This is a genomic window from Bdellovibrionales bacterium (genome assembly GCA_016714165.1).
In the GTDB taxonomy this organism is placed as follows: Bacteria; Bdellovibrionota; Bdellovibrionia; order Bdellovibrionales; family UBA1609; genus JADJVA01.
This window is the reverse complement of record JADJNU010000004.1, coordinates 122960-148078: the sequence shown is the minus strand read 5'-3', so window position 1 is coordinate 148078 and position 25119 is coordinate 122960. Positions and strand designations below refer to the sequence as shown.

24 protein-coding genes and 1 pseudogene are annotated in these 25119 nt (G+C 45.4%); 10 read left to right on the top strand and 15 right to left on the bottom strand.

From position 1 onward, the window contains the following. Positions 1–5: 5 nt before the first annotated feature. A pseudogene (clpA, locus tag IPJ71_17700) lies at positions 6–2278 on the top strand (ATP-dependent Clp protease ATP-binding subunit ClpA). A 79-nt stretch (positions 2279–2357) separates the two neighbouring features. Here clpA and IPJ71_17695 read toward each other — a convergent pair. Then, entirely contained in the window at positions 2358–2756 is a 399-nt protein-coding gene (locus tag IPJ71_17695) for a DUF3307 domain-containing protein (GenBank protein ID MBK7845484.1), read from the bottom strand. Positions 2757–2884: 128 nt separating this feature from the next. Between IPJ71_17695 and IPJ71_17690 the strand changes: the two genes are divergently transcribed. After that, positions 2885–3649 (top strand): hypothetical protein, encoded by a 765-nt coding sequence (locus tag IPJ71_17690; GenBank protein MBK7845483.1) that lies wholly within the window; start codon positions 2885–2887, stop codon positions 3647–3649. On the opposite strand, the gene IPJ71_17685 is transcribed toward IPJ71_17690, so the two are convergent. Further along, the gene (locus IPJ71_17685) at positions 3646–4140 is read right to left on the bottom strand and encodes a hypothetical protein (protein MBK7845482.1); all 495 of its coding nucleotides are present in this window, start codon (positions 4138–4140) and stop codon (positions 3646–3648) included. The genes IPJ71_17690 and IPJ71_17685 overlap by 4 nt on opposite strands. A gap of 110 nt (positions 4141–4250) precedes the next feature. Here IPJ71_17685 and sohB point away from each other — a divergent pair, with 110 nt between their 5' ends. Next, on the top strand, positions 4251–5273 hold the full coding sequence (sohB, locus tag IPJ71_17680) for a protease SohB (protein ID MBK7845481.1): 1023 nt from the start codon (positions 4251–4253) through the stop codon (positions 5271–5273). Positions 5274–5359: 86 nt separating this feature from the next. Here the strand turns inward: sohB and IPJ71_17675 are convergent, their stop codons facing one another. The 3 genes from IPJ71_17675 to greA all read right to left on the bottom strand — a co-directional run bounded on the left by IPJ71_17675 (position 5360) and on the right by greA (position 8388). After that, positions 5360–6277 (bottom strand): hypothetical protein, encoded by a 918-nt coding sequence (locus IPJ71_17675; protein ID MBK7845480.1) that lies wholly within the window; start codon positions 6275–6277, stop codon positions 5360–5362. Further along, positions 6274–7728 (bottom strand): hypothetical protein, encoded by a 1455-nt coding sequence (locus tag IPJ71_17670; GenBank protein MBK7845479.1) that lies wholly within the window; start codon positions 7726–7728, stop codon positions 6274–6276. Before IPJ71_17670 ends, IPJ71_17675 begins: the two co-directional genes overlap by 4 nt. Positions 7729–7908: 180 nt before the next feature. Next, positions 7909–8388 carry a transcription elongation factor GreA gene (gene greA, locus IPJ71_17665; protein ID MBK7845478.1) on the bottom strand — a complete coding sequence of 160 codons (480 nt, stop codon included), beginning with the start codon at positions 8386–8388 and terminating at the stop codon, positions 7909–7911. 240 nt (positions 8389–8628) lie between these two features. Between greA and IPJ71_17660 the strand changes: the two genes are divergently transcribed. The 3 genes from IPJ71_17660 (at position 8629) to IPJ71_17650 (ending at position 11889) form a co-directional block, all read left to right on the top strand. Beyond that, a complete protein-coding gene (locus tag IPJ71_17660; protein ID MBK7845477.1) occupies positions 8629–9864 on the top strand; it encodes a DHH family phosphoesterase in 1236 nt (411 codons plus the stop codon). A 29-nt stretch (positions 9865–9893) separates the two neighbouring features. Further along, on the top strand, positions 9894–10178 hold the full coding sequence (locus tag IPJ71_17655; GenBank protein MBK7845476.1) for a (2Fe-2S)-binding protein: 285 nt from the start codon (positions 9894–9896) through the stop codon (positions 10176–10178). A 223-nt stretch (positions 10179–10401) separates the two neighbouring features. Continuing rightward, a complete protein-coding gene (locus IPJ71_17650; GenBank protein ID MBK7845475.1) occupies positions 10402–11889 on the top strand; it encodes a hypothetical protein in 1488 nt (495 codons plus the stop codon). A 31-nt stretch (positions 11890–11920) separates the two neighbouring features. Here the strand turns inward: IPJ71_17650 and IPJ71_17645 are convergent, their stop codons facing one another. The 8 genes from IPJ71_17645 to pstS are packed head-to-tail and all read right to left on the bottom strand — an operon-like array spanning position 11921 to position 18568. Next, the gene (locus IPJ71_17645) at positions 11921–13348 is read right to left on the bottom strand and encodes a hypothetical protein (GenBank protein MBK7845474.1); all 1428 of its coding nucleotides are present in this window, start codon (positions 13346–13348) and stop codon (positions 11921–11923) included. Beyond that, positions 13348–14112, bottom strand: a complete 765-nt coding sequence (locus IPJ71_17640) for a response regulator transcription factor (protein MBK7845473.1) — start codon at positions 14110–14112, stop codon at positions 13348–13350. Before IPJ71_17640 ends, IPJ71_17645 begins: the two co-directional genes overlap by 1 nt. Before the next feature lies 1 nt (position 14113). After that, positions 14114–14794 (bottom strand): phosphate signaling complex protein PhoU, encoded by a 681-nt coding sequence (gene phoU, locus IPJ71_17635; protein ID MBK7845472.1) that lies wholly within the window; start codon positions 14792–14794, stop codon positions 14114–14116. Positions 14795–14808: 14 nt separating this feature from the next. Beyond that, positions 14809–15612 carry a phosphate ABC transporter ATP-binding protein gene (gene pstB / locus IPJ71_17630; protein MBK7845471.1) on the bottom strand — a complete coding sequence of 268 codons (804 nt, stop codon included), beginning with the start codon at positions 15610–15612 and terminating at the stop codon, positions 14809–14811. Beyond that, entirely contained in the window at positions 15602–16021 is a 420-nt protein-coding gene (locus IPJ71_17625; protein ID MBK7845470.1) for an ABC transporter permease subunit, read from the bottom strand. The genes pstB and IPJ71_17625 overlap by 11 nt, the downstream gene beginning before the upstream one ends. Further along, the gene (locus IPJ71_17620; protein MBK7845469.1) at positions 16018–16464 is read right to left on the bottom strand and encodes a hypothetical protein; all 447 of its coding nucleotides are present in this window, start codon (positions 16462–16464) and stop codon (positions 16018–16020) included. The genes IPJ71_17625 and IPJ71_17620 overlap by 4 nt, the downstream gene beginning before the upstream one ends. An 18-nt stretch (positions 16465–16482) precedes the next feature. Then, complete coding sequence (gene pstC, locus IPJ71_17615; GenBank protein ID MBK7845468.1) at positions 16483–17481, bottom strand: phosphate ABC transporter permease subunit PstC; 999 nt, start codon at positions 17479–17481, stop codon at positions 16483–16485. Between the two features lie 22 nt (positions 17482–17503). Continuing rightward, complete coding sequence (pstS, locus tag IPJ71_17610) at positions 17504–18568, bottom strand: phosphate ABC transporter substrate-binding protein PstS (protein MBK7845467.1); 1065 nt, start codon at positions 18566–18568, stop codon at positions 17504–17506. A gap of 318 nt (positions 18569–18886) precedes the next feature. On the opposite strand from pstS, the gene IPJ71_17605 reads away from it, so the two are divergent. After that, positions 18887–19648 carry a pyridoxine 5'-phosphate synthase gene (locus tag IPJ71_17605; protein MBK7845466.1) on the top strand — a complete coding sequence of 254 codons (762 nt, stop codon included), beginning with the start codon at positions 18887–18889 and terminating at the stop codon, positions 19646–19648. Positions 19649–19651: 3 nt separating this feature from the next. Then, positions 19652–20422 carry a hydroxyacylglutathione hydrolase gene (gloB, locus tag IPJ71_17600; GenBank protein ID MBK7845465.1) on the top strand — a complete coding sequence of 257 codons (771 nt, stop codon included), beginning with the start codon at positions 19652–19654 and terminating at the stop codon, positions 20420–20422. A 3-nt stretch (positions 20423–20425) separates the two neighbouring features. Here gloB and IPJ71_17595 read toward each other — a convergent pair whose 3' ends face one another. Together IPJ71_17595 and IPJ71_17590 are read right to left on the bottom strand one after the other, a co-directional pair. Continuing rightward, positions 20426–22177 carry a DUF4105 domain-containing protein gene (locus IPJ71_17595; GenBank protein MBK7845464.1) on the bottom strand — a complete coding sequence of 584 codons (1752 nt, stop codon included), beginning with the start codon at positions 22175–22177 and terminating at the stop codon, positions 20426–20428. A 70-nt stretch (positions 22178–22247) separates the two neighbouring features. Then, entirely contained in the window at positions 22248–22754 is a 507-nt protein-coding gene (locus tag IPJ71_17590) for a DUF3015 domain-containing protein (protein ID MBK7845463.1), read from the bottom strand. 164 nt (positions 22755–22918) lie between these two features. On the opposite strand from IPJ71_17590, the gene IPJ71_17585 reads away from it, so the two are divergent. Then, positions 22919–23098 carry a hypothetical protein gene (locus IPJ71_17585; protein ID MBK7845462.1) on the top strand — a complete coding sequence of 60 codons (180 nt, stop codon included), beginning with the start codon at positions 22919–22921 and terminating at the stop codon, positions 23096–23098. Further along, positions 23086–25110 carry a hypothetical protein gene (locus tag IPJ71_17580; GenBank protein MBK7845461.1) on the top strand — a complete coding sequence of 675 codons (2025 nt, stop codon included), beginning with the start codon at positions 23086–23088 and terminating at the stop codon, positions 25108–25110. Before IPJ71_17585 ends, IPJ71_17580 begins: the two co-directional genes overlap by 13 nt. Positions 25111–25119 lie beyond the last annotated feature (9 nt).

Sequence of the window (25119 nt, the reverse complement as noted above, 5' to 3'; positions counted from 1 at the left end):
TTTCTATGATTGATCCAAAACTTGAAAGAGCTCTCAACTATGCGGTTGAATCGGCTCGCGATGGTCTATACGAATACGTAACTTTAGAACATGTTTTGTTGGCTCTCATCGAAAAAGATGCCGACGCCATTGAAATACTAGAAGCCTGCGGACTGAACTTGACCGATCTCTCAAAAAACCTCAAGTCCTTCATCCTCAATCACTGTCCCAAATTGGAGAGACCACCTCATTCCAAAGAGGGAGAGTGGCGACCGGAACTCACAATGGCCTTCCATCGTCTCCTGCAAAGGGCCGCCATCCAGGTTCAGTCCTCAGGAAAGCGTGTTGTGACCAGTGCCAATCTCTTGGTGTCTTTGTTTAATGAGAAAGAAAGCCACGCTCTCTATTATTTGCAGGAAGAAGGACTCACGCATTATTCTTTGGTCAATTACATCTCCCATGGACGAACAACTCTCCCCCCACCATCCCAAGACAATGAGAGCCAGAGGGCTATTGATGGCCTCCCCCCCTCTGAGGACGGCGTCCAAAAAAAATCTGCTCTCGAAGCCTTTTGCGCTAATCTCAATGAAAAAGCCAGGGCCGGAAAAACCGACCCACTCGTTGGACGTGAAGACGTCTTGGATCGGGTGATTCAAGTTCTTGCAAGAAGAACGAAGAACAATCCTCTTCTCATCGGAGAAGCGGGAGTTGGAAAGACTGCCATCGCTGATGGGTTAGCTCAGAGAATTGTCGAAAGCAAAGTTCCCGATGTTCTAAGTGATTGCGTGATTTATTCCTTAGACTTAGGCTCTCTTCTCGCTGGCACTAAGTATCGGGGGATTTTGAAGAGAGACTCAAGGCCGTTGTCGGCGACTTGAAAAAGCAAAAACACGCCATTTTATTTATTGATGAAATTCATACAGTAATCGGGGCAGGGAGCACATCTGGCGGAACCATGGACGCTTCGAATCTGCTCAAACCAGCACTCACTGATGGAAGTCTCGCTTGCATTGGATCAACAACTTACAAAGAGTATAAGAATCATTTTGAGAAAGATCGGGCGCTTGCCCGGCGTTTTCAAAAAATAGAGGTCAAAGAACCATCGACCGAGGAAGCTGTTAAAATTCTAGAGGGACTACAAAGTCACTACGAAAAGTACCACAATGTTAAATTTGCTAAGGGTGCCATTCGAGTGGCAGTTGAGTTGTCGGCAAAATATATTCAGGGCCGTCACCTGCCTGATAAGGCAATTGACGTCATTGACGAAGTGGGGGCCTCCGCTCGTATACGTGCATTAAATAACGAAACAAGAGTTATTCGAACCGCTGACATTGAAAGGGTCGTGAGTGCGATGACCCAAATACCTGTTGAATCCGTTTCTCAAAACGACAAAGAGCTCCTGCGCAGTTTAAAACCAAAATTGGAGTCACTTATTTTCGGGCAGGATAACGCGATTAAGAAACTGGTCCTGGCCGTCAAGGTTGCACGCACGGGCTTGAGCAGAGAGGACAAGCCCATTGGCTGCTACCTGTTTGCAGGACCAACGGGAGTTGGCAAAACTGAAGTCGCCAAACAACTCGCCCACCACCTGGGAGTCCCTTTTCTTCGCTTTGATATGAGCGAATACATGGAAAAACACACAGTATCAAGATTGGTTGGGGCTCCTCCCGGCTATGTCGGATATGAGGAGGGCGGACTGCTCACGGATGCCATCACTAAAAATCCTTACTCAGTTCTTTTGATGGATGAGATTGAAAAGGCTCACCCCGATTTAATTAACATCCTTTTGCAAGTCATGGACAACGGAAAGCTCACAGATTCAAACGGTCGCGTTTCAGATTTTCGTCATGTGACCCTCATTATGACCACCAATGCAGGGGCCTTCGAGGCAAGCAAAGGAGGCCTGGGTATTAACCCAGATCAGGGCAGTGCCCGCTCCTTAGAGGCGATCAAAAGGTTATTTCGTCCTGAATTCCTCAATCGTCTCGATGCAACAGTGGAGTTTCGCAATCTTGATAAACCAATCCTTCTCAGGGTGGTCCGAAAATTTGTCAACGAACTCGCTGAGCAGCTCAAAAAGCGAAAAATAAAGTTAGATGTTTCCGATTCAGCAATAGAATGGCTATTCAATAAAGGCCATGACCCCGCTTATGGAGCCCGACCCTTCGCTCGAATTGTTGATGAGCACCTGAAACGCCCCCTCGTTGACGATATTCTGTTTGGCTCTCTCGAAAAGGGGGGGACTGTTGTGGCGACCGAAGAAAAGGGCGAGCTCCATCTGAAAAAAAAGGGCCGTTGACCAATGAGAGATATGAGTGCAATCAACTCTGAGGCTTAAATCACCTCATTCAATTAACTCAATTGTGGCCCGTTTAGCACTATACTGAAGTGACAATGACCCACACAATAAACATGTGTGTAAGATGGTGAACCATTTGGTCGAATCCCAGACAGTTCCAAAACGATGATTTGTCTCGATCGTTAAAGCGCCCGAGGTAACGAGGGCCCGACTTTATGCGGTCCATGAAAAAGTGAACGACAAAATCTAATGCGCTCAACCACCACAATCGAGGGCAAAGATAAAACACCAAAGACGCTGTCAAAACTGCGTGAACCGTACAATGAACAGTCAAGGGCACGATAAATTCCCAGCCCGCTCGCGTCTTTTTGAGCATGTATTCAACTTGCAGAGGAAAATCAGCCAAAAAATGTTTCACCTGGAAAAATACCAGTAGGAGAAAGCTGAGTTCGAGTTGAGTCCATTTTCCCGAGTCCATTTTTGCCTCTATCGACAATTACTCATCGGAATTCCTCATTTCCCGATTGAATAAAATATCCATCTACGAACCGAAGACCTGAAACCGCGATTGACTTAGGTCCAGACTCAAGCCAGATTATATCCTTTATGACCAATAACATCGTCGCCACTCCCACTTCCCCTAAAAATGCCAACAAAGAGAATCCTCTTGTCGCTATTTTTTTGACGATAGCCCTCCCCGTTGCCGTTCTTAACCAATTGACCAAGAGACTCGGCGAGAGCGGGCCCCTCCTGGCCTTGATTTTGGCCTTGGCTTTCCCAATTGGGTACGCAATCTGGGACTATTTGAATCGGCGCCACAAAAGTTGGATGGCTGTTCTGGGAGTAGTTAATCTCTTACTGACCGGAGGCCTCGCTCTGATAAAGCCAGAAGGAATCTGGTTTGCCGTAAAAGAGGCGGCATTCCCTTTTGTGCTCGGGGTTGGAGTCCTATTTTCTGCTTTTACGGAAAAGCCTCTGATGAAAATGATCACTTATAATTTACATGTACTTGATATAAAGCTAATCGATGAGCGGCTTCGAGAACTCGGGACCGAAAGCCGCTTCGTGACACATCTGCGCCGTTCGACTCAATATTTTGCTCTGTCCTTTTTTATCAGTAGTTTTTTGAATTTTGTTCTGGCCTTTCGAATATTTGTGTCAATTGATAAAAATCTGCCGAATCTTGAACAAAGCGCCATTCTCAATGACCAAATAGCTCGGATGACTTGGATGGGTTTCGTCGTTATTGCTCTGCCTCTCATGGGTTTTTCAATGGTGGTCATGTGGCATTTAATACGAGGGATCAAGCGTCTCACAGGCCTGACTTTCGCCCAAATTCTACCGAACGAACAGCCGCCGTCTCACTCTTAGATTTCAAAAAAGTATCTAACGCAAGTCCTCAATAGGATCAGAAAGCCCCACGTCTTCATTTTCTGGAACAAGATTGGCTGATTCTCGAATTTTTCTAAACTCTTGCGCCTCTTCACATAAGCTTGGCGGGCGACATCCTCCATCCGCTCTTTGTCCTTTTGCATTTTCAAATACTCGGGCTCAAAATCTTCCGGAGGAGCCCTCTTTCCCTGGAGAATCTTGTACTCGCGTCGAAACTCCTCATACTTTCCTTCTTCTACAAGTCGATTTTGACGATACTCGTCAGCTGAATCAAGCAGTTCACTCAGCTGGCGCTTTCTGTTTTCACGATGAATATAAAAGTCCTTGAATCGCTCATTGAGATCTCGTAGTTTCAGGTCGAACTCAATTTTGTCTAATTCGGGCTGATTATTCTGAGCGCTTGCTGGCAGAATAAAGTTTGAAACAAAAAGAAACAGAGTCATCATTGCTGATACAGTTGCTATTGTCATACCCCTGATTTTGCCCGAATGTACCCGAAAAAGGAAAATTTTCAAGACTTTCCTCTCGACCTAAATCGAGAGTAGCCCTATGTTATGATTTTCAAAGAAAGCAGGAGTCCATGGAGTACCTATTTGAAGTTGGCGTTTTCGCCGCAAAGATCGCTGTCATTGTCGCTGGCTTTCTTGTTGTTATTGTTGGCATTGCCCTATTGGTTTCTCGGAAGCAACAAGAACAGAGGGAACATCTTGATATCTACAATTTGGGAGAGAAGCTAACCGGGTACGCCAATCTCCTAAAGATGTCCATCTTTACTAAAAAGGAATGGAAGGAAGAGCTCAAGCGACAAAAGGAGGATTTAAAATCAAATTCAAAAAATAAAAAGACCGAGAAGAAAGCTCGTGTTTTCGTGCTCGAGTTTGACGGTGATATGAAAGCTGATCAAGTGGATCGGCTACGACAGGAAGTTTCTATTCTTCTCTTGGCCATGAACCAAAGTGACGAAGTCATTGTGAAGATTGAAAGCCCAGGGGGTATGGTTCACGGATACGGATTAGCTGCAGCCCAACTCATGAGATTCCGTCAGAAATCAATACCTTTGACTATTTGTGTGGATAAAGTTGCCGCGAGCGGAGGCTACCTTATGGCCTGCACCGGAGATCGCATCTTGGCCGCCCCATTTGCCATTGTCGGATCTATTGGCGTAGTGGCACAGGTGCCTAATTTTAATCGCTTTCTAAAAAAACACAATGTTGACTACGAGGAAATCACTGCTGGAGAATACAAACGCACTATCAGCATGTTAGGAGAAATAACCGACAAGGGCCGACGCAAGTTCACTGAGCAGATCGAAGATACGCATCTTCTATTCAAAGAATTCGTTCACAAATGTCGCCCTCGGCTCAATCTCGAAACGGTAGCAACCGGCGAACACTGGTTTGGAGAGAGAGCGCTCGCCCTTGGCTTAATAGATGAAATCAAGACGAGCGACGAACTTGTAATGGAGAAAATGAAGGAGAAAGATATCTTTTATCTAGAAATGAAGGAGAAAAAGACTCTTAGTGATAAGCTCTCGAAGGCTTTTGGGCAAAGCGCCCGTCTGATTCGCGATCAACTCCTCAGGATTTTTAGCTACAGTTCTTGAAAAGAGAAGCGAGGATTTAAAAATCACATTCACGGTCAGATGCACTTCTCATTCGAAAGGGATCTGCACCAGGAGGGGCTGGTTTTTCATTTCTTTCCATCAGTTTTTTTGCCACCAGTCTTGTCCTGATTTTTGTCTCCCCCGACTTCTCCCCCGACTTCCAATTTCCTGTTCACTGGGTCTTCCGGAACGATCCTGCGCGCTGTCTCCATCACTTTTTTTCCGAGGGATTTAATTTTCTCTACGCCCTGCTCAGATATCTCTTTGACCAACATCTCACTGGAACGGATAAATTCTACAGTTCCCGGTCTCTTTAGCTCAGGGCGACGCTCGCTCAACAATTGCAGCATGGCTGCACTTGGCCGAACTTGAACATAATCCACGGTACCAGTAACCTCCCAGCGCATTTGCTTAATCTTCGGAAAATCGACGACAATATCTCCAGCCAAACTGCGAGAGTCATCCCACTTTCCGCTAGAGAAAAGTACAATCTTGCCAGGCGCACTGGCCCTAAACCTCTCCCAACTTCCACTGTTCCGAGAAAGTTGTATTTTTCCGCTCACATCTGAGAGACCAAGGCCGTCATTAAAATTCAATTCATCCAAAAAAAGAGGTCTAAAAGCCTGAAAAAATCGCTCATCTCTTGGAAAATTGATTTTCTTTGCTCTAACAAGTGATGAAAACGAATTTTTAACAAAATCTGTTTTCATCTTAATATCCTGAAGTCTCCAACCACTGCCTTTGATCTCAGAAATGCCAACATCGCCTCTCCAAAATGATAAATCACCATTTTCAACACGACCTTTTCCAAAGGCAGACAACTGGCTTATCTCTCCGCCCACCATTAAATTCTGAATCGATTTGTTGAATTCCAGACGATCAATGGCCATCTGTATTGCACCACTACGAAAGTCGCGATCTAGATTGAATGTCAGCTGCCCTTTGAAATCACCACCCTCCAGTTTCATGTCAAAAAGGTTTCCCGATATTCTCTCCTTTTTCAAAAAAGCTCTCCCTTTAAGCTCTTGACAGGTTGCTTGCCCTGCACACCCCGATTAGAAAAGGACAGTTCAAGATCCCGGATCTCGCCAGAAAATTTCATCTCCTGTGAAGATTCATAGATCAATTGACCATCGAGAAATCCAAATCGGCTGAAAATCCCACTCGGCCCTGTTCTTTGGAGAACCTCAACGGCTTTTTGAAGGTCAACATCCCTCAGGTCTATCCGTAACGGATCAAACATCGGGGTTCTCCAAGGATGCCAAGAACCCTCCAAAACATTCACTGAGCCTATATCACCTCGCACAAAGCAGGGTTCCAATCGCAAAGGCTTTGTTTCTAAATCGAGTATTTTTCCTGAGTAGGCCAAATGACAATTCAACCAAAGGTACCTTGGCTGAATATCTTCACTGATGAGGCGACGATCCTTGAAAATATTTAAAACGGGATTCAAAGGAATCTGCTTTTGATCAAGAGAGATCTGAGTCGTCAAAGAAAGCCAATCAACTTCAGCATTCCAGCGTATGAGTCCCTCTTTATAGTTCCCCGAAATCTCCACCTGACTCAGGTTAGGTGCTAAAAAAATATGAAATGCCAAGGGCCGAGTTACAGAACCGGCAGCATTGCTGCTGAAGGTTCCTGCATCAATGACTATTCCTCCCGATGCCTGCAAACCTTGACGCTTCCCCACTTCGTTCCAGATAAGTTGGGCGTTCTGGACAATCACCCTCCACTCGCTACCTCTGCCATCAACAAACTCTAAGCGTGGGACTGAAATAGAATCAATTGCTGATACAACTTGTTCTTCCCACTTCTGCAATCCATGAGCATATTTTTGAGCGATAACTTTGAGAAGAGTCGGATCCAGGGGAAAGCCACCTCGTACACTATTTCTCTCGTCTATTTGGTCTGCGTCGCCTATATTGTTTATTTGGTCTACTTGTTGTTTATTACTCTGACGGCCCATATTGCCAGTCTCTTGGTCAAGAATATTTTGAGAACCGAGTGGATCATATTTTTCCTGCGAAGCGCAATTTCCTGGCAAATATTTTAGCTGGCTGTTGCCGAAATTCAGACTGGAAAAGTGAACTTTCTTCCTGATCAGAGCGGCGGGAGACAGAGGTATTCGAACATATTCAGATCTGAATTCAGACAAAGACCGACAGGCATCAGAGCTTTTTACCGAGACTTCATCGACAACAAGACCTAACCAGGGCAACCAAGACCGTGAAAATTCGATCCTCGCCTTAGAAAACTCAATTCGAACAGGCAAATCAGCTTTATCCAGGGACTCTTCAATCCAATAGCGGATCTGCGCCGAACTCAATATTGTCTTCAGCAAAAATGCCACAACAAAAGCAAATGTTAAACCAATCGCAAAGAGAATCCAACCCCTACGAAATCCCACCAAGGGGAACAGCGACCCACTATCTGGGCGAGAAAGGTGTCTTGCCAAATTTCATGCTCCAGGATTGAAAGGCTGGTACACAATGAACGCGCCTACCATCATTATTCTCAGAAATTCGACAATTCAACAAGCTATTGCAGCCGCTCGCTCAACTAATAAATTTATATATTTGGATATATATTGCGTATATAAATGCGCTGCCACAATTTGAAGAGGGGTGGGGAGAATTCAAATGTATCTGAAGTTAACCACTTCATACTCACGTTCCCCCTTTGGGCTCTTGAGTTCAATTAGGTCACCCGTTCGCTTCCCAATCATCGACCGCGAAAGCGGAGAAAATACCGAAATTTTACCTCCCTTTACGTCAGCCTCATCTTCTCCTACAATTTGATAGGTAACCTCTTCCTCAGACTCAAGGTCACGAAGGACAACCGTTGCCCCAAAGACAATGCGATCAGCTTTTATGGATGTCGGCTCAATCACCTCTGCTGACACCAGTTTTCCCTGAATTTCCGAAATTCGAGCCTCAATAAAGGCTTGACGTTCCTTGGCCGCGTCATAATCCGCATTTTCGCTCAAATCACCATTTCCGCGAGCCTCTTCTATTGCCCGAATAACACTGGGCCTCTCGACCTGAAGTAGGCGTTTAAGTTCCGTTTCAAGTTTATTCTTACCCGCAAAGGTCATGGGCTGTTTATCAGTCGCCATTTCCACTCCCGTCAAAAGGTGATCCAAAAGGGGGCCATTATATTTATTTCTGCGGGGCAAACAATAGCAAAAGAGAAGAAAATCACAAGGGAATGTAAATAGTTTAGTTCTCCCAAAGATTACGAGAGTTTCCCCTCGTCTAAACTCGTGAAGATTCAATCTTAATGGTCATTCAGGACACTCAAATGCCATTCAGAACACTTTCGAGCGAAATTTTTGAAATTTTTTACCATTATCTCATTGAACACCAGAGAATTGCTGCGACAGGACTTTGATCAGGTTTATGACACTTCCGATCAATCGAATAAAATAAATTGGATCACTGCAGCGGGTTCTGACTGGCCAGAGGGCGGGCCTTTCCATAGACTGAAAACTCGGAGCGAAAAATTATTTAGTCATATAGATCATAACTCCGAAGAGAATGGGTACCAGAGGGAGGCCTTTATCTTAACCCCACGTCTAAATAATTTAAATGTCGATAGCCTGGTGAGAAAAATCCAATCAGTGAAATCAGTCGTTCTCACCACACACAAGCAATGTGACGGCGACGGATTGGGTGCGATGCTTGGTCTTTTTCACGCCCTCCGCAAAAGCGGACACAAGGTTCGAGTTCTGGCCGTCGATAAAGTTCCCACTAAATATGCCTTTCTTGAGCCAGATCGGTACTTAGAGGTTTACGAGGACAATCATCGCCCGCTCGACAACACAGAACTAGCCCTCATCTTCGATACCAACGACCGCCGCTTGGTTGAACCTCTTTACAAAGAATTAGAAGCCAAGTGCAAGGAGATTCTCTTCGTCGATCATCATCCTGTTCTAAATAAAGGGCCAGAACCGACGCCAGGCTCCTTTATCGACACCCGAGCCGCAAGTTCTGGAGAGATCTCTTACTTCATTGTAAAAGGCCTGGGTGTTCGGCTCGATGAAAAAATCGCGCGTTGTCTCTATACAAGCATCGCCTTTGATACTCAGTTGTTCCGCTACGTGAAAAGCTCACCCACTTCACATCTGATCTGTGCCGACCTTCTTGAATACGAACGCAACCCCGAAGAAATCCATCAATATCTTTTCTCCACACATTCAGTTGGAAAAGTTGCCTTCCTATCAAAGATGCTGGCCAAAATAGAGTTCTTTGGAAACGCACGTTTGGCCGTCTTGAAACTCGCCAGTCAGGATCTCATTGATCATGATCTCGAAATGGACGACTCGCGCGACATCATTGACATGATCATGAATATCAATTCTCTTCAAGCCGCAGCTCTTTTTCGCGAGGAAAGCTCCGGCGTCTACAAACTCAGTCTCAGAAGCAAAGGAAAAATTGAGATACTCGGTGTGGCAGAGGGCTTTCAGGGTGGTGGACACCTCTACGCCGCTGGCGCCCTACTTGTGGGTCAATACGAAGAGCTAAAAATTGAAGTGGTTGATCAAATCCTTCACCGTTTGGCTTTGCCAGATCCATCTAAGTCAAGACCTTAAGGAATGACTCATGAGCCGAGGGTCAAAAGATACCGAGAGGGAGCCATTTACAAAAAGACCATAGACTCGGTAAGAACAGACTCCCCCGGAGTCCAATCGTTTGCCGATGCAACAACGTGGAGCAAGAAACAATTGAAAAAGCCATCTCCCGGGGTTGCCATGACCTCAATCAGATCTATGATGCAACCACTGCCGGAGTGGGAGCTTGTGGGGGCTCATGTCGACGGTTCATTGCAGTTATGCTCGAAACCTACGTTAAAAATGGTACATTTCCGAAAGAAGCTCGACCGCAAAACGCAAAGAAGAGAAGGTAGGACGGCGCCAAATTAGAAAAATCAATTGGCCTTCGGCCTAGTTGGGTTGCCGCCAAGTCCCCAATTTAAGCGGGAAGCACCGACTAGACAAAAGATCTTCGCTCGCATCCACCATTAAGGATAGAAATCTTGCCGAGTTGAATCAGAGAATTGACCCACTGGACATGCTTAAGGACAATCGAGAGAGTATCGTAAAGCCACCCTTTCAACAGCAGTGACAATCATGACGTCGACTTGCTTTTTGTGGAGGATTTTTCTGTCTCGAGCACAGGCAAGTTTTAGATCACTTCCTTTTCTCATGTATCTCATTTATATTTTACTCTCTTCGGGAACACTCAACAGTTTTGCCCAGGAACAGCCTCAAACACAATTGCCAAACCTTATCAATCTTGAAGATAAATCGCCAGATCCTCAAGTGAACAAAGCACCGACTCTGAATCAACATCCGGCCAGCGATTTAAAAAGTCCTTTTGCGACAAATCAAGATCAGGACATACCAAAAGAACTCAATCTCATCCAAATCCAACAGGGAACAATTCAAAGTGAAATCAAGAAGCTATCGGACCAGCTGCAAAACATCAACAAAGAAGCTAAAGACTCCGCCGCCGAAAGCAATTTGCAACACAAACATGGGGCTTCTACAAGTTTCACTTCATCAGGCGTTACTCCTCTTACAATTGGCCTCAGTGCCGAATTGATCAATTTTGTTGATGACAGAAAGCAGGAATCACCCGTTGTGAACACCTCAAAGCTAAGTCCACACATAGCTTATCGATTCAACCAAAATATCATCTTCAATTCACGATTCAGCTTTGAACATACGGGGAGCGAGACTCATGCTGCGGGCTCCAGTCAAAAGGGACAAACTCGAGTCGAAGTCGCCTATCTCGATTTGCTCTACACGCCTCGAATCAATTTACGAGTTGGTCAGCAATTCATTCCGCTTGGATTGGTCAACCCACAACCGGATGGACTCTCTTTTTACAGTGTCCGCACGCCAGAGGTTGAGACTTATATTATCCCGTCCCCTTGGAGTGAGAACGGAATCACCATCTGGGGAAAGAAAGGAGAACTCCACTATCAACTGGCCGCCTACAATTCACTTTTCGGAAAATATTTTACCGAGGGAACCTTCATTCGTGATGGACGACAAAATGGTCAACTGGCAAAAGCTGAAAACTTGGCCGGTGTTGGAAGACTCGATCTTATCTCATTTTGGGGAACTATCGGTATCTCCGCCTTTGTGGGCTCAACAAGCCAGGATCAACCAACGATCAACGATGGAACCGTGAGACTCTACGAGGGCCACTTGAAAATGTCTTGGAGAGCATTTACTTTTTCAGCTCTTGTCTCTGAAGGAACGATACAGGATGCTGATTCCATTTCCATCATCGCATCAGGAAACCCTCCTATTCCAGAAAAAGCCAATGGCTATTATATCTGTCTGGCTGCAGATCTTCTACGCCTTTTGGGGTCTGGAGGAGGAACTTCTTCCTTGCCCCTTTTTGTGAACTATTCTCAGTATGACCTCAATGCCGAGGTGCCTACGGGGACAACCGCTGACCCTGAACTGAACCGCAGCCTCACCACTCTTGGTTTAAACTATCGACCACAAGAAAATATCGCTTTCAAACTCGACTATCAGTTTCGAAAAAACAAGCTCAGAGACGAAAATGACGTCTTTGCTATGGGCATCAGCCTGAATTTTTAAAAAATTAATACCATACATCAAGAATAGAGATCTAAAACTCACAGATAAATTCTGAACCCTTGCCAACCTGGCTCTTCACAGAGACAGAGCCCCCATGAGCGAGCATAATGTGTTTCACAAGAGCTAAGCCTATTCCCGTGCCACCCTTTTCTCGAGATCGTCCCCCGTCGACCCGGTAAAATCTCTCAAAAAGTCGTCCTAAATGTATTTCTGGAATACCAGGACCAGTGTCCTTTACCTTCAATGCAGATCTGCCCTCGGGCGTCTTTTCCCAAAGAACATCAATTTTCCCGCCGTGCGGCACGTAGCGAATCGCATTCTGAAGCAAATTGCGTAAGACCTGCTCTGCTCGGGTTGGATCGGCATCGAGAAAATCTATTCCAAACAGGGAACTAATCGAATGAAACCGACAGTCCACCTGTTGCATCACACTCTCAGTTAATTCACGAGTTGAAATTCTCTTCCTGACTATTCCAGCGCCCATTTCCATTTTTGAAAGTTCCAAAAGATCATCCAACAAGGCAACAAGACGGACGACATTATTTTCAATAATCTCCATAAAGCGAATCGAATCTTCATGGCGCCCCGCTAGAATATCCTCTTTCAATGTCTGAAGATATCCTTTGAGAGATGTCACGGGCGTTCTCAACTCATGAGAGGCATTGGCAACGAAATCTATCCTGATTTTCTCGCTCACACGAATGGAGGTTAAATCTTGAAGTACAACAACAGCTCCATAAACTTCTAAATTGTGCTTTTTCATAAGGGGCTTAAAAGATACGCGAAAAAAGGAGATCTCCGTTGAGCCAGGAAGCACGTATTCGATATTTTTCTCGTGCGATCCTTTCGTTAAAATTGTCTCTCTGATTCCGTCCACCACTTCAGGCGATCGAATTATTTCTCCAAGCCCTAATTGACGGCCATCCCATCGCTCCAATCGAAAAAGAAGGGCAAAACGATTGTTATAGAATAGCGGTTCATTGTCCAGATTGACCGCAAGGATTGCCTCGTCAACGGCACTCATGATTGCGCGAAGCTCGGTTTTTTCTCGAGACAGCCTTACAGTTTTACGTCGAAACTCCCGACCCAGTTTGTTGATAGCACTTTCGAGTTCATACCACTCTCCTTCTTCTTCTTCTGCAAGTTCCTCAATCGTAAACTCCTCTGAACGAAAAGGAGCTTTTCTGAGTCGACGAGTTCTTTCGATGAGATTCCCGAGCGGAGTTAGCAGTCGCTTTGACATCAATATCGTCACACCAATATAGAGCGAAAAAGAAACAAGGATTGCATTGAGCAGAGCCGAAATTTTTTCTGACCGAATTTCTAGGTCGTCAATAGTTCGAAAACTAACGTATTGTATGAGAAAATATGATAAGAGGAGAAGAGAAGTCCAAAAAATTTGGTAAAAAACAAACCATTTAAAAATACGCAAAGGAAAATAGATTTTTCGACGGGTCATCAAGACTCCAAATAGCCGATCCTATACCCAACGCCGCGAACTGTCTCTATAAGTTCGCCGAAATCCCCAAGTTTTTTACGAAGTCCAAAAACATGGGTGTCGACGGTACGACCGACGACGGAGACGCCCTCTCCTTGAATAAAACCTATCAGTTGGTTTCTGGTCAAAACCCTTCCCTGACTTTCTATCAATATTTCAAGCAAACGAAACTCTGATCTCGTCAATTCCAACTCTGATCCAGAAAGAGTGGCTCTAAAAGTAGATTTATTTAACTCTAGGGGACCGAGCCGAGACAGATGGCTTAGATGGCTTTCAGAATTCGAAAACTTCTCCTGCGATACCTGAGATGCCTTCAAGGCTCTCCGCTGAGCCCAGTCTGACCGTCTTAAGAGCGAACGCACTCGGGCAAGCAAAACATTCTTATCGAAAGGCTTGGTCAAATAATCGTCAGCTCCAGCGTCGAGCCCAGAAACAAGATCCTCTGGGGAGACCTTAGCTGTAAGAAATAAAATGGGAGTGGAAAATCCATTCTCAAAACTTCTCACCACGCGGACGAAATCCCTCCCGGTCATTCCGGGGAGCATCCAATCCAAAATAACCACAGAAACGGCCTTCTCTTTTAGGACAGAAAGTCCCTCTTCGGCGGACTCGACCCCAACGGCCTCTATCCCCTGCCTTTTTAAATGCAGAAGAATCAATTCACGAATCTCAAGTTCATCTTCGACAACCAAAATAAATGGAGCCAAAATAGCCGCAGCCCCCATGCTAAGTGGCTGATAGTCGCAGCGACGGGTTGTTTCCATGACGTATATCATCTCCAGTTGCTAAAAAAATTACTTCTTCTGCAATATTAGTGGCATGGTCGCCAAGTCGTTCCAGATTTCGAGCAATCAGAATGAGGTCAAGACAGCTATCTATTTCCTGAGGGTGCGACTTCATATATTCCTTGAGCTCTCGAAACATTTCATTCTTGGCTTGGTCAACCTGATCGTCTCGCTCAAGGACCTGACGACTAATCGATACATCTCTCCTTACAAAGGCATCCAAAGATTCCCGGACCATCTGTTTTACTACATTACCCATCGCCACAAGATCAGTTTTTGTTTCAACTGGAGGACGAGAAAGATAATCCTTCCCATTGTGAGCGATATTGCAAGCTTGATCTCCCATCCTCTCGAGATCTGAATTAATCTTAACAACAACCAGTATGAGCCTCAAATCAGCAGCGACCGGCGCCTGCCGAGCAAGCATCTGAAGGCACTGTTTATCTACCTGCTTGTGCGACTCATTGATCCGCTTTTCATACTCGTGCACTCGATCAAACCGGCCCACCTCACGACCGCTGATTGCGGCACATGCTTGCTCAATCGATTTCTCAACATAGCCGCCCATATTAAGTATCAATTCCTTGAGACTCTTTAATTCGGTCTCAAAATGTCTCTCCACCGACACCTCCCCAACTATCCGAATCGACCCGTGATGTACTCTTCTGTCTTTTGCTTCTTGGGCTTCGTAAAAATATCTCCAGTCGTCCCATATTCTATCAAGTCGCCCAACAAGAAAAAAGCCGTTTTATCTGATACTCGGCTCGCCTGCTGCATATTGTGCGTAACAATAAGAATCGTGACATTATCCTTTAACTTGTGGAGTAAATCCTCTATTTTCGCGGTTGAAATCGGATCAAGAGCGCTTGTGGGTTCATCCATCAAAATCACCGGAGGTTCGACCGCCAAGGCCCTGGCGATACACAATCTCTGCTGCTGTCCGCCAGACAAACTGGTACCCGGTTGACGCAGCTTATCTTTTACTTCTTCCCATAGGGCTGCCTGCTGAAGAGCGCGCTCCACATGCTCATCAAGAACAGTGCGCTTGGAAATACCCAAAAGCTTCAAACCAATAGAAACATTTTCATAGACAGACATCCCAGGAAATGGGTTTGGCTTCTGAAATACCATCCCAACATGGCGCCGAATGGCCACGGGATCAATTCCCCGCCCATATATATTTTTTCCCCCAATGCGCACCGACCCTGACACCCGAGCACCAGGCACCTCCTCATGGAGACGATTTATACAGCGAATAAATGTTGATTTTCCACAGCCACTTGGCCCAATCAGAGCAACCACTTCACCTTGTCGAACAGAAAGACTAATGTTCTTTACAGCGTGAAAATCGCCAAACCAAGCATTCAAGTCCTCAACTTTTAGTATTTCATGTTGTAAATTCACTTGAGCCTTTTCCCTTTGCCACGTCTCAGTGTTCATTCCCAGCCCCGCGTTGTCTCAATAAAACCCTCGTAAAAAGATTAATAATAACCACAAACAGTACCAAAACCAAAGACCCCGCCCAGGCTTGCCTCTCCCAATCAATAAAACCGCTTTTTGCGAAAGTGTAGATCTGCACAGGCAACGACGCTGTCGCTTGACCTAATGATCGAGAGTGAAACTGATTGCCAAAAGAAGTGAACAAAAGTGGTGCTGTCTCACCGGCGACACGCGCCACGGCCAACATGACTCCCGTGATAATGCCCATTTTTGCTCCCGGAATGACTATTCTCAGAACCACTTTCCAGCGTGGAATCCCCAAGGCGAGCCCGGCCTCACGAATATGGCCAGGAACCAATTTTAACATTTCCTCAGTACTCCGAGCAACAACCGGAATCATAATCATCATGAGGGAGGCACCCCCGCGTAGGCCGAAAATCCATATCGAATTACAATGAGACCATAGATAAAAATCCCTATCACAATGGACGGGACGCTGGCCAAGAGATCCACAACAAATCGCAAAATTCTTGATGTCTTTCCGCGACTGTATTCACTCAAATAGACCCCAACCGCCATACCCCAAGGAATTCCACCAAGGCTACCTAAAAATATAAGAACTCCACTGCCAACAATGGAATTGGCCATTCCGCCCCCTGCCTCTCCTGGCCCTTTGGGTATCATGGTAAAAAAATCCCAATTGAGAGCGCCAAAACCCATCGAAACCACATAAACAGAAATAAACAAAAAGGGAAGTGCACCTATGAGAGAAACACCTCCGAGAGCACCAATAGCGAATCGATTGAGCCACCTTCGTTTTTTTTCCCTCAGGGGATTTTTCTTAAGTAACATTTTTGATCATCATTTCGTTCACCCTGATTTGTACTGAGAATTGACCCGCCAAACAATCAGTCGAGCAAAACCATTAATGAGGAGACTCACCAAAAAAAGAGTAAAGGCCACGGCCGAAAGAGCGGAAAGCTGAAGCAGGGAATCCGCCTCAGCGTACTGGTTGGCAAGAATGCTCGACATTGTTTGCGCTGAAGAGAAAAGAGAAGCACTGATCAGAGGATTATTTCCAATCACCATAGTGACAGCCATTGTTTCGCCAAGGGCACGGCCAAGCCCAAGTATGGTTGCTCCCAATATTCCGGCATGGGAAGATCTCAAGACAGCGATCTTTAACATCTCCCAGCGCGTCGCTCCCAGCCCCAATGCTGCCTCTCTATTTGACCTCGGAATGGCCCTAAAGACCTCTCGACAAATGGCTGTAATTGTCGGCATAACCATGATGGCTAAAATGACCACGGCGGCCATCATTCCCACTCCCATGGGCGGTCCCGAAAACAGTGGAGTAAACCCCAGATAGTCCGCCAAGGGCGGTTGGATATAATTTCGCAAAAAAGGTGCTAACACAAAAAGGCCCCAGAGCCCGTACACGATGCTAGGTATGGCCGCTAACATTTCGACAAGGAATCCCAGCGGACGGCTGAGCCACTCGGGAGCAAGTTCGTTCAAAAAAAGAGCCACAGCAACGCTCACCGGAACTGCTAAGCCTATCGCTGCGAGAGAGGATACAACGGTACCATAAATCAGGGCCAGAGCCCCAAACTCTCCAGTTACTGAATTCCAATCATTCGTGACAAAAAAACGCCAACCATACATCTGAAATGCCGGTTCTGACATTTTCCAAATAAGTAAGATCATGTATAGCAAGAGAGCCCCGAGAGCCCATGCAGACAATTTAAGCCCATAGTAAAAAACCCGATCACCCCAATTGACGTCGCGACGCCGAATACGGCGCGCGCTTGAAATGCCGGGTATAATTCTCTCTAAAACAAAAGGGATCCACTTTGACTCTACTTCCATTTACCCTTCCCTTTGATAAGACTCAATTTAATTTATGAGCCTCTTTCTTATCTGAACTCCCCTCCAAGACAATCGTATCTATCTTGCTCAGAACTCGCTTCACGAGTTGATTTGGAAGTGGCGCATAATTAAGACCGGAAGCCATTGTTTGCCCCTTACCCATAGACCACTTTAAAAAATCTACAATTTTCTTTCCCTTGTGACTTTCCATTTTCTGGTAAATCAAAAGGTAAGTGTAGGCAGATATGGGGTAAACATCTGAACCCGCCGCTTCGGTGATAGACACCCGAAAGTCTTCTGGCAGTGATTTGAGAGAAGCCTCCGCTGCCTTTGTGACGGACTTCACAGAGGGCAATACAAAATCACCCTTGGCGTTTTTAATGGCAAAAACTGGAAACTTGTTCTCAAAGGCATAGTTCATTTCAACATATCCTATTGAACCGGGATTTTGCTTTACAAGGCTAGATACTCCTTCATTTCCCTTTCCTCCTAGTCCCGCAGGCCACTTAACGGACTTCCCAGATCCAATGCGTTTTTTCCAATCAGAACTCACTTTTTCGAGATATTCGGTGAAAACAGCCGTTGTCCCGCTTCCGTCCGAACGATAGCAAACAATGATATATTGATTCTTCGGCATAACCACTTTGGGATTCAGCTTCAATATTTCCTCATCATCCCACTTTTTGATATCACCCATGAAAATTTTTGCGAGAACCTCAGGTGTCAAATTCAAAGAATCCTTTACTCCTGGAAGATTAAAGGTCACGGCCACCGCGCCAAGAGTTGCGGGAATATGCAAGATAGGTACTTTTGATTGCGCCAACTCATCATCCTTCATTGGCGCATCCGAGGCTCCAAAATCCGTGGTACCAGCCAGGAACTGGCGAATTCCCCCACCACTCCCAATCGACTGGTAGTTAAATTCGACAGATTTATCTACTTCTCGGTAAGTCGAAAACCATTTCGCGTAAAGTGGATAAGGAAACGTCGCGCCGGCACCATTGATCAATACCGTTTCTGCGGCAAAGGAACCAAGTGAAAAAAAACCAACAACAAGGCCAAAAAAAATAATCGCCGATTTCGCCATTGTATCTCTCATTCAAATATCCTCTTTCTGGTCATTTTTAATCGTCTATTTGATCGTCCATTTAACAGCTCGTACAGCTCTACTGTGACTTCAGAACCCATCTGCTCTCAATTCGCCCAATAGGAACGGAAATAGGTATAGCTCCTCATCCAACTACCAATTGTTAGGATTAGGTCAAGAATTCAAACTTATTTTGCCTTGGAGCAACAATTTGGAGCAACAAAGTGGACTTTCAGGATAGTAGGTCCCTTGAAAAGCAGGTCATTTTCCCAAAGTTACTCTTTGCTATATTTTGGAACAAGAGGTAAGGGATAAAAAATGATTTTTTTAAGTGTAAATGTCAATAAAGTGGCTACTTTACGCAATTCTCGAGGAGGAAAACTTCCAGACGTCGTACAGGTTGCTCGAGATTGCTTAAAATTCGGAGCCAATGGTGTCACCGTCCACCCTCGCCCAGATGGCCGACACATTCGCCGCCAAGATGTCTTTGATCTCAAAACTATGATCAATTTATTTAACGAGAGCACAAACCCGGACGCCTATAGGGAATTCAATATCGAGGGATATCCCTCTGAAGATTTTATAAACTTGGTGGAAGAGATTCGTCCGGATCAGGTAACTTTGGTCCCCGATCCTCCGGAGGCACTGACTTCAAACGCAGGCTGGAAATTAAATAGACACCAGCAATCTCTCAGAGAAGTCTCAGAGAGATTAAAAGCCATTGGAGCCAGAATTTCGCTCTTCGTAGATCCATTTGACGTAAATGACAAATTTCTGAATGAAATAGTTGGCATCGCACCTGATCGTGTCGAATTGTACACGGAGATGTTTGCCTCCTCCTTTCAAACTGAAAACCAATCCAATGTCAGCAAAATCTATCGGCTTGCTGGCGAAAAAGTGGCTGCTCTCAGGATTGGAATCAATGCAGGTCATGATCTCAATTTGGACAATGTTGGCTTTCTCAGAAAAGAGTTGCCCTATCTGGCCGAGGTTTCAATTGGTCATGCTCTGTTTTGTGAGGCCATGTACCTTGGCCTTCAGAAGACAATTTCTCAGTATCTTGAGATTCTACAGAGGTGATTTTTGGGATTGATCGTCGAGTTCGTTCCGGCGTTTGCTGACAATTATATTTTTCTGGTCATCGAGGCCTCCACCCTGTCCACCGCAGCAGTAGACCCCGGCGAAGCGACTTCTCTCATCAAAATTCTGGATAGAAAAAATTTAAAACTTGATCAAATATTGCTCACACACCATCACGCCGATCATGTTGGCGGAGTTCAAGAGCTCTCTCAGAAATACGATTGTGAAGTCATCGGATTTGAAGGAGATAAACACCGTTTGCCTTGTCTTACTCGAACAGTAGTTGAAGGCGATCGAATTGAAATAGGCCAGAGTCATTGCCAAGTGATGTCGATACCTGGACACACTTTGGGACACATTGCTTTTTGGTTCCCGAACGAAAGGTTTCTCTTTTGCGGAGACACTCTTTTCTCTTTGGGATGCGGCCGTCTCTTTGAAGGAAGTCCCCAGCAGATGTGGGGTAGCCTGACGAAAATAAAGAGTCTACCCGATGAAACCTTGGTGTATTGTGCCCACGAATACACTTTGGCAAATGGACGCTTTGCTCTTCACCTAGATCCCAGCAACAAGGAACTGAAGGATTTTCTTCAGAAGGCAGAAAAACTCCGTTCTCAAGACCTACCTACTTTGCCTGTAAGCTTGGGAGAGGAAAAGAGGATCAACCCCTTTCTTCGACCCTTGAGCACAGAAATACTGAAATCTCTCGGCATAAGCACTGAGAAAACTCCTTTGGAATCTTTCACAGCAATGAGAAATTTAAAAAATATTTTTTAAATATCAAATAAATTCAACCCAACTGACCCCAAGGGTTCGATCGCTGAATTTCAAAAAAACTTGACGATTTTTATTGATCAAATATCCAATCCTTCCATCAAGATTTTCATCTCTCAGGGATTGAAACCAATGAACTGCAGCTTCCAGGCGAAACACATAAGGGCCTGACTCTGTTCTGAGAACTGATCTTAAACCTGAGGCAAAAAGTCCTGACAGTTGTCTTCTCTCTGTCCACACATCCAACTGAACTTCTGGAAGAAAGGAAATTTGAACATCGTTCACTTCAAATGAGAGGCCGTAAGAACCTGACACCGTGGCCGCCGCAGAACTACTCAAACAGAGTTCGCAGGTGTTCGTCAATTTGGCCTCAAAGCCCCATGATCCTGGTCTTTCCGAGTTAAAGTAATTTTCCAAATTTTGGATTTTGGCCACCAATAAGCTCCACTGACTCGGCCTCCTCTCAAACCAGCGAATCTCCCCCCCCAAATACTCGATCGGCGAAATATCCTGATAAGAGGGATCATTTGACCACGCGGGATGAACTCCGGAACGAAAGCTCAGACCTCCCACTCCTTCCTGATGAGCCATTCCTCCCTCTGCCTCCACCCAACTGGATTTGTGGCCCAAAAATGGCGGCGAAAGTCGGTGCTCAGACCGAATCTCCTCATTTGTGATTTGAAAAGACGATTGACCCTTTACCTCGGCCGCTCGCTGGAAAGTGACTTCCATGATTTCCCTTTGGAGAGAGGGTAGTTCCGTCTTAGATTGGTAATTTTCATAAATCCAGTAATCGATCAAGGCGTCGAGAACTGTGGGGTTTTGGATTTTTCTTAATTGAAATAAATCCCGCTTTGCTCCCTCAAAGAGTCCCTGATCGTCTGATGAAAGGAGAGCCAACTTTAACTCCATCCTTCTCTTGATCGAGGAGCGAAACCTCAATCCCGGATTTATGACCTTCTGGTCAGTCAATGCTCGCACTGTTTCAGCAGGTAAAACAGCTCCTCCAAAGCGCTCGCTCGCACGAATTTCAGGCTTTACGGCCTCAATTAGTTTTAGTATTCGATAAGAACAATTCTTTCCGATAAAATAGTAATCGATCTCCGCATTGAACGTGTATTCCCAAATCAACTTGGAAAGGAGATCAATTTCTGAGGAGGAGAGACTCAACTGGACCTCCCAAACATCTCGGCTTTCCGAATTGTTATAGAGTCCCACTTTCATGTAGTGAGGCTCAATATCATAAAATCCCGGATAGCCTCCTGTGAGTCCTTTCAGCATAAAAATCGCCTGACTGTCTCGAGGATCCGTGTGTGCGCTGTAGCCAACAGAATAACTCAAAAGATCCAAGCCGCTGCGACCTGAATTCTCTCGATCCGAATTTGAAAGCCTTAGAAATGTGTGGCCCAAAATTGAAGCAGGATTACCTGTATATGAGCCGACATAAACAAGATGAGCGCTATTGACGTTCAACCTTTCCTGCCAAGTTTTTAACTCAGGGCACTCGAAGTCTGGAAAGTTGCGATTCAGAATCAATTCCAAAACCCGTTTACGAGCGGGAAATGCGCAAGCAGCCGGCAAGTTCAAGCTGCCATATCGCTTATGCGCAGATTCAAATGCTTCAATAGCAGCTTCCATCTCTGCTCTTGGATCCCTTCTGCCGTTTTCAGAAAAATAGAAGGAGAGATTCTTAACGTCACTCTCGTATCCCCCCATCGATCTCTCGTACTGGTAAATGCGAAGCCAGTGTGAGTCCACACTGGCTTTCTCGAGAGAGAGTGCTTTGGCTCTTAAAACCAAAAAGCAGGATAGGAATAAAATTATTCGCCTAACCGATACCAAGCGAACACTGATTGGTCAGATCTCGGTCGGATAAAATCGCATTATAAACTTCCTCCAAAACCTTTTCGGGATGAACCTGTGAGTCAGAATAGATTTTTGAGTATTTCAACCTCAATTGCTCGTTCAAGCGCTCCTGGGCCTTAGCAGGGCAACCCATGGTCTCGGCAAATGCTGAGAGATACTCACCATGCCCCTTCGCAATCTCGCTCTTCAACTCAAAATGGTTCATCGTGGCAAAATGCAGGCTTTCTTGCTCTTTCAAGACCAGTTTGTGCTGTGTGCAATTAGAGGTGCCAATTGTCATACCGATTGTGTAGACAGGAAATAAGATCCCGTTCGTTGTGGACCTCAAGGATGATGAAACGAGAGAATTGTCCTTTAAAACATACCACCCCGGTCCACAGCCCGAGCTGCCGTCTGCAGCCCATGCTTCGCTTATCCCCAAGCTGCCGATAACAAAAATCGCAAATAACCTCGCCCATTTGTTTTTCACCGTTTCTCCTCCTTGAGATATGAACTGTTGATCAGATTATGACTTGGATCGTCCTCCAGTTCAAATCCCAAAGTCAGGACAAACGTCTGGTTATCAGAGTCCAGAAGTACCTGCTAAGCATTAGAATTTGCGAGTGTTTTTCCGAAAAGTAGGGAGGAGGTCCTATGTCTAAATATTTGAGTCGTCTTCTTCTCGCTTTTTGTAGTTCGGCTTCCTTCTTCTTTGCAACCGAGGATTGGTACAAAAGGACTAAAAGCCGCAGAGTCAATCACACAGGGCAGGAAAGAATTGCTCAACTTCAGGATCTAAAAATGAGGTTCAACGAAAACCTATGTCTCGCGTGATCTGGGAAACGATCTCGAAGGACGAGGATCTCTATGCGGGAGAGGCCATTCGCACAGCGAGTAATGCGGATGCAAAAATTTTGTTTATAAAAACAGGAACACTCATCGAGCTTGAACCTGACTCCCTGGTTGTCCTCGAAGAAACGGATAAAGGACTCTCCCTCGATTTTCTAAAAGGCAATATGTTCGTCAAAAGCACCGGATCACAACCGGGAAAGGAAAGCCTCACTCTAAAATCCGGTGGCAGCGAGATCAATTTACAAAACGCTGATATTTCTCTTTCAAAGGGAAGCAATGATCAGGTTGACATTCAAGTGTTCGGGGGCAAAGCGCAAATAAAACAAGGAAATAAGACCCTCTCTCTTGATGAAAGCCAATCTGGATCGCTGAACAAGGGTGGTCTCGATGTGGGAAAAAACCAAATTCAAATGACCTCGCCTCTTGCGGGAGATCACCTCTATATTGATCCAAAAAAGAGAGAAAAAATCTCGCTCTATTGGGAAAAGCTCTCCGCTGACTACAAGATTTACGTTGAGCGAGGCACTTCACGACAGAATATGGTTCGAGATCTGAGCGAGAGCAGCTTAGGAAATTCGGGTTCAGTTCAAATTACTTCTAAATTGGGAAGATATTTTTGGCGACTCGTAGGCGAACCGATAACCCCCGGCCGTCCGGTATTAAAATCAGCAATCATACCTTTTGCCGTAGTGGCTAAACAACCACCCGTCCCACTAGAGCCTTTCCAGAAATCCCAGGTGGTTATCGAAAAGGCAAATCCCATGGTGAAATTCAAATGGGCCAATCCTGCAAAGCTTGAACAACTCATCATTGAAATTGCCAAAGATCCTCTCCTCAAAGAGCAAATAGTTAAGGAATCTATCGAAAGCAAGAATGGTGTTTCAGAATTCAAAATTCCGGTAGCAGGTGATTATTTTTGGAGAGTCACCGGATTTATGAACCTCAAAAATAAAATGATTCCGGCCGCAAGCGAAGTCCTCTCCTTTCATGTTAAAGTTGGCGCCGAACTCATACCACCAGTCCTTCGTTCGCCCAGCAATAATCAGAGTCTCCCGTTTAACCAAGTCATGGAGAAGGGAGTTTTTCTTTCTTGGGAGCTGATCCCCGGACTTTTTAACTACGAAGTGGTCATCGAGAAGGAGATAAGCAACACAAGAAAATTAGCCTCCACAGGTGAAAAGAACGATGGAAAATCTCAGTCAGGTCTCCAATACGAAACTATACTGACGCAAGAACTGAAATCGAGCCCGGCTCGTGCCAATGATTTAAAACCGGGAAACTACCGTTGGACGGCCCGTTCTATTGACAGCGAAGGAGCAAAATCCGTTCAAGCCCCTTTTCATTATTTTTCAATAAATGATATGCCACAAATCGAGTGGGCCCGTGGTTCCGGGCCTGAAGAGTACCAATACTACACCGCCAGACCCTCTCTCATTCTGCAATGGTTGAAAGGGACAACAGGTACTGTGGCTAGCTGGCAATATCGCCTTTCAGACGCCGAAGAAAAACTCAGCTCGTCTTCTTGGGTACCAACTCAAAATCCTGAGATTCGGAAGTACCTCGATCAGGATGGAACATTTTTTGTCGAGGTTGAGGCCCTAAACAGTCATGGGCAGAGCGTCGCGAAGAGTTCGAAGAAAACTGTCAAGGTAACTCCAAAACCTCTGCTGCCAGGGCCACAATTTGCCTCAGATCTCCCTGAGATATTGAAGGCCAGCCGCAAAGGCGATCTGAGCCTAAAATGGGACCCCGTTCAAGGAGCGCAAAAATACCAACTCAACCTGAAAAACTTGAACGGAAAAACCATCAAAAAGGAAATCGTTGAATCCACGGGTTCTGAACTCAATCGTCTTCAACCTGGTCAATACGAAGTTTCCGTTCAAAGCCTGGACGAGCATGATCGTCCAGGTCCACCTGGATCTACCAAAAAAATCGAAGTTCCACGTGTCAGTGACATTGCAGCGCCAAAAATTAAGGGAATACAGGTCAAATAAAGAGAAAGA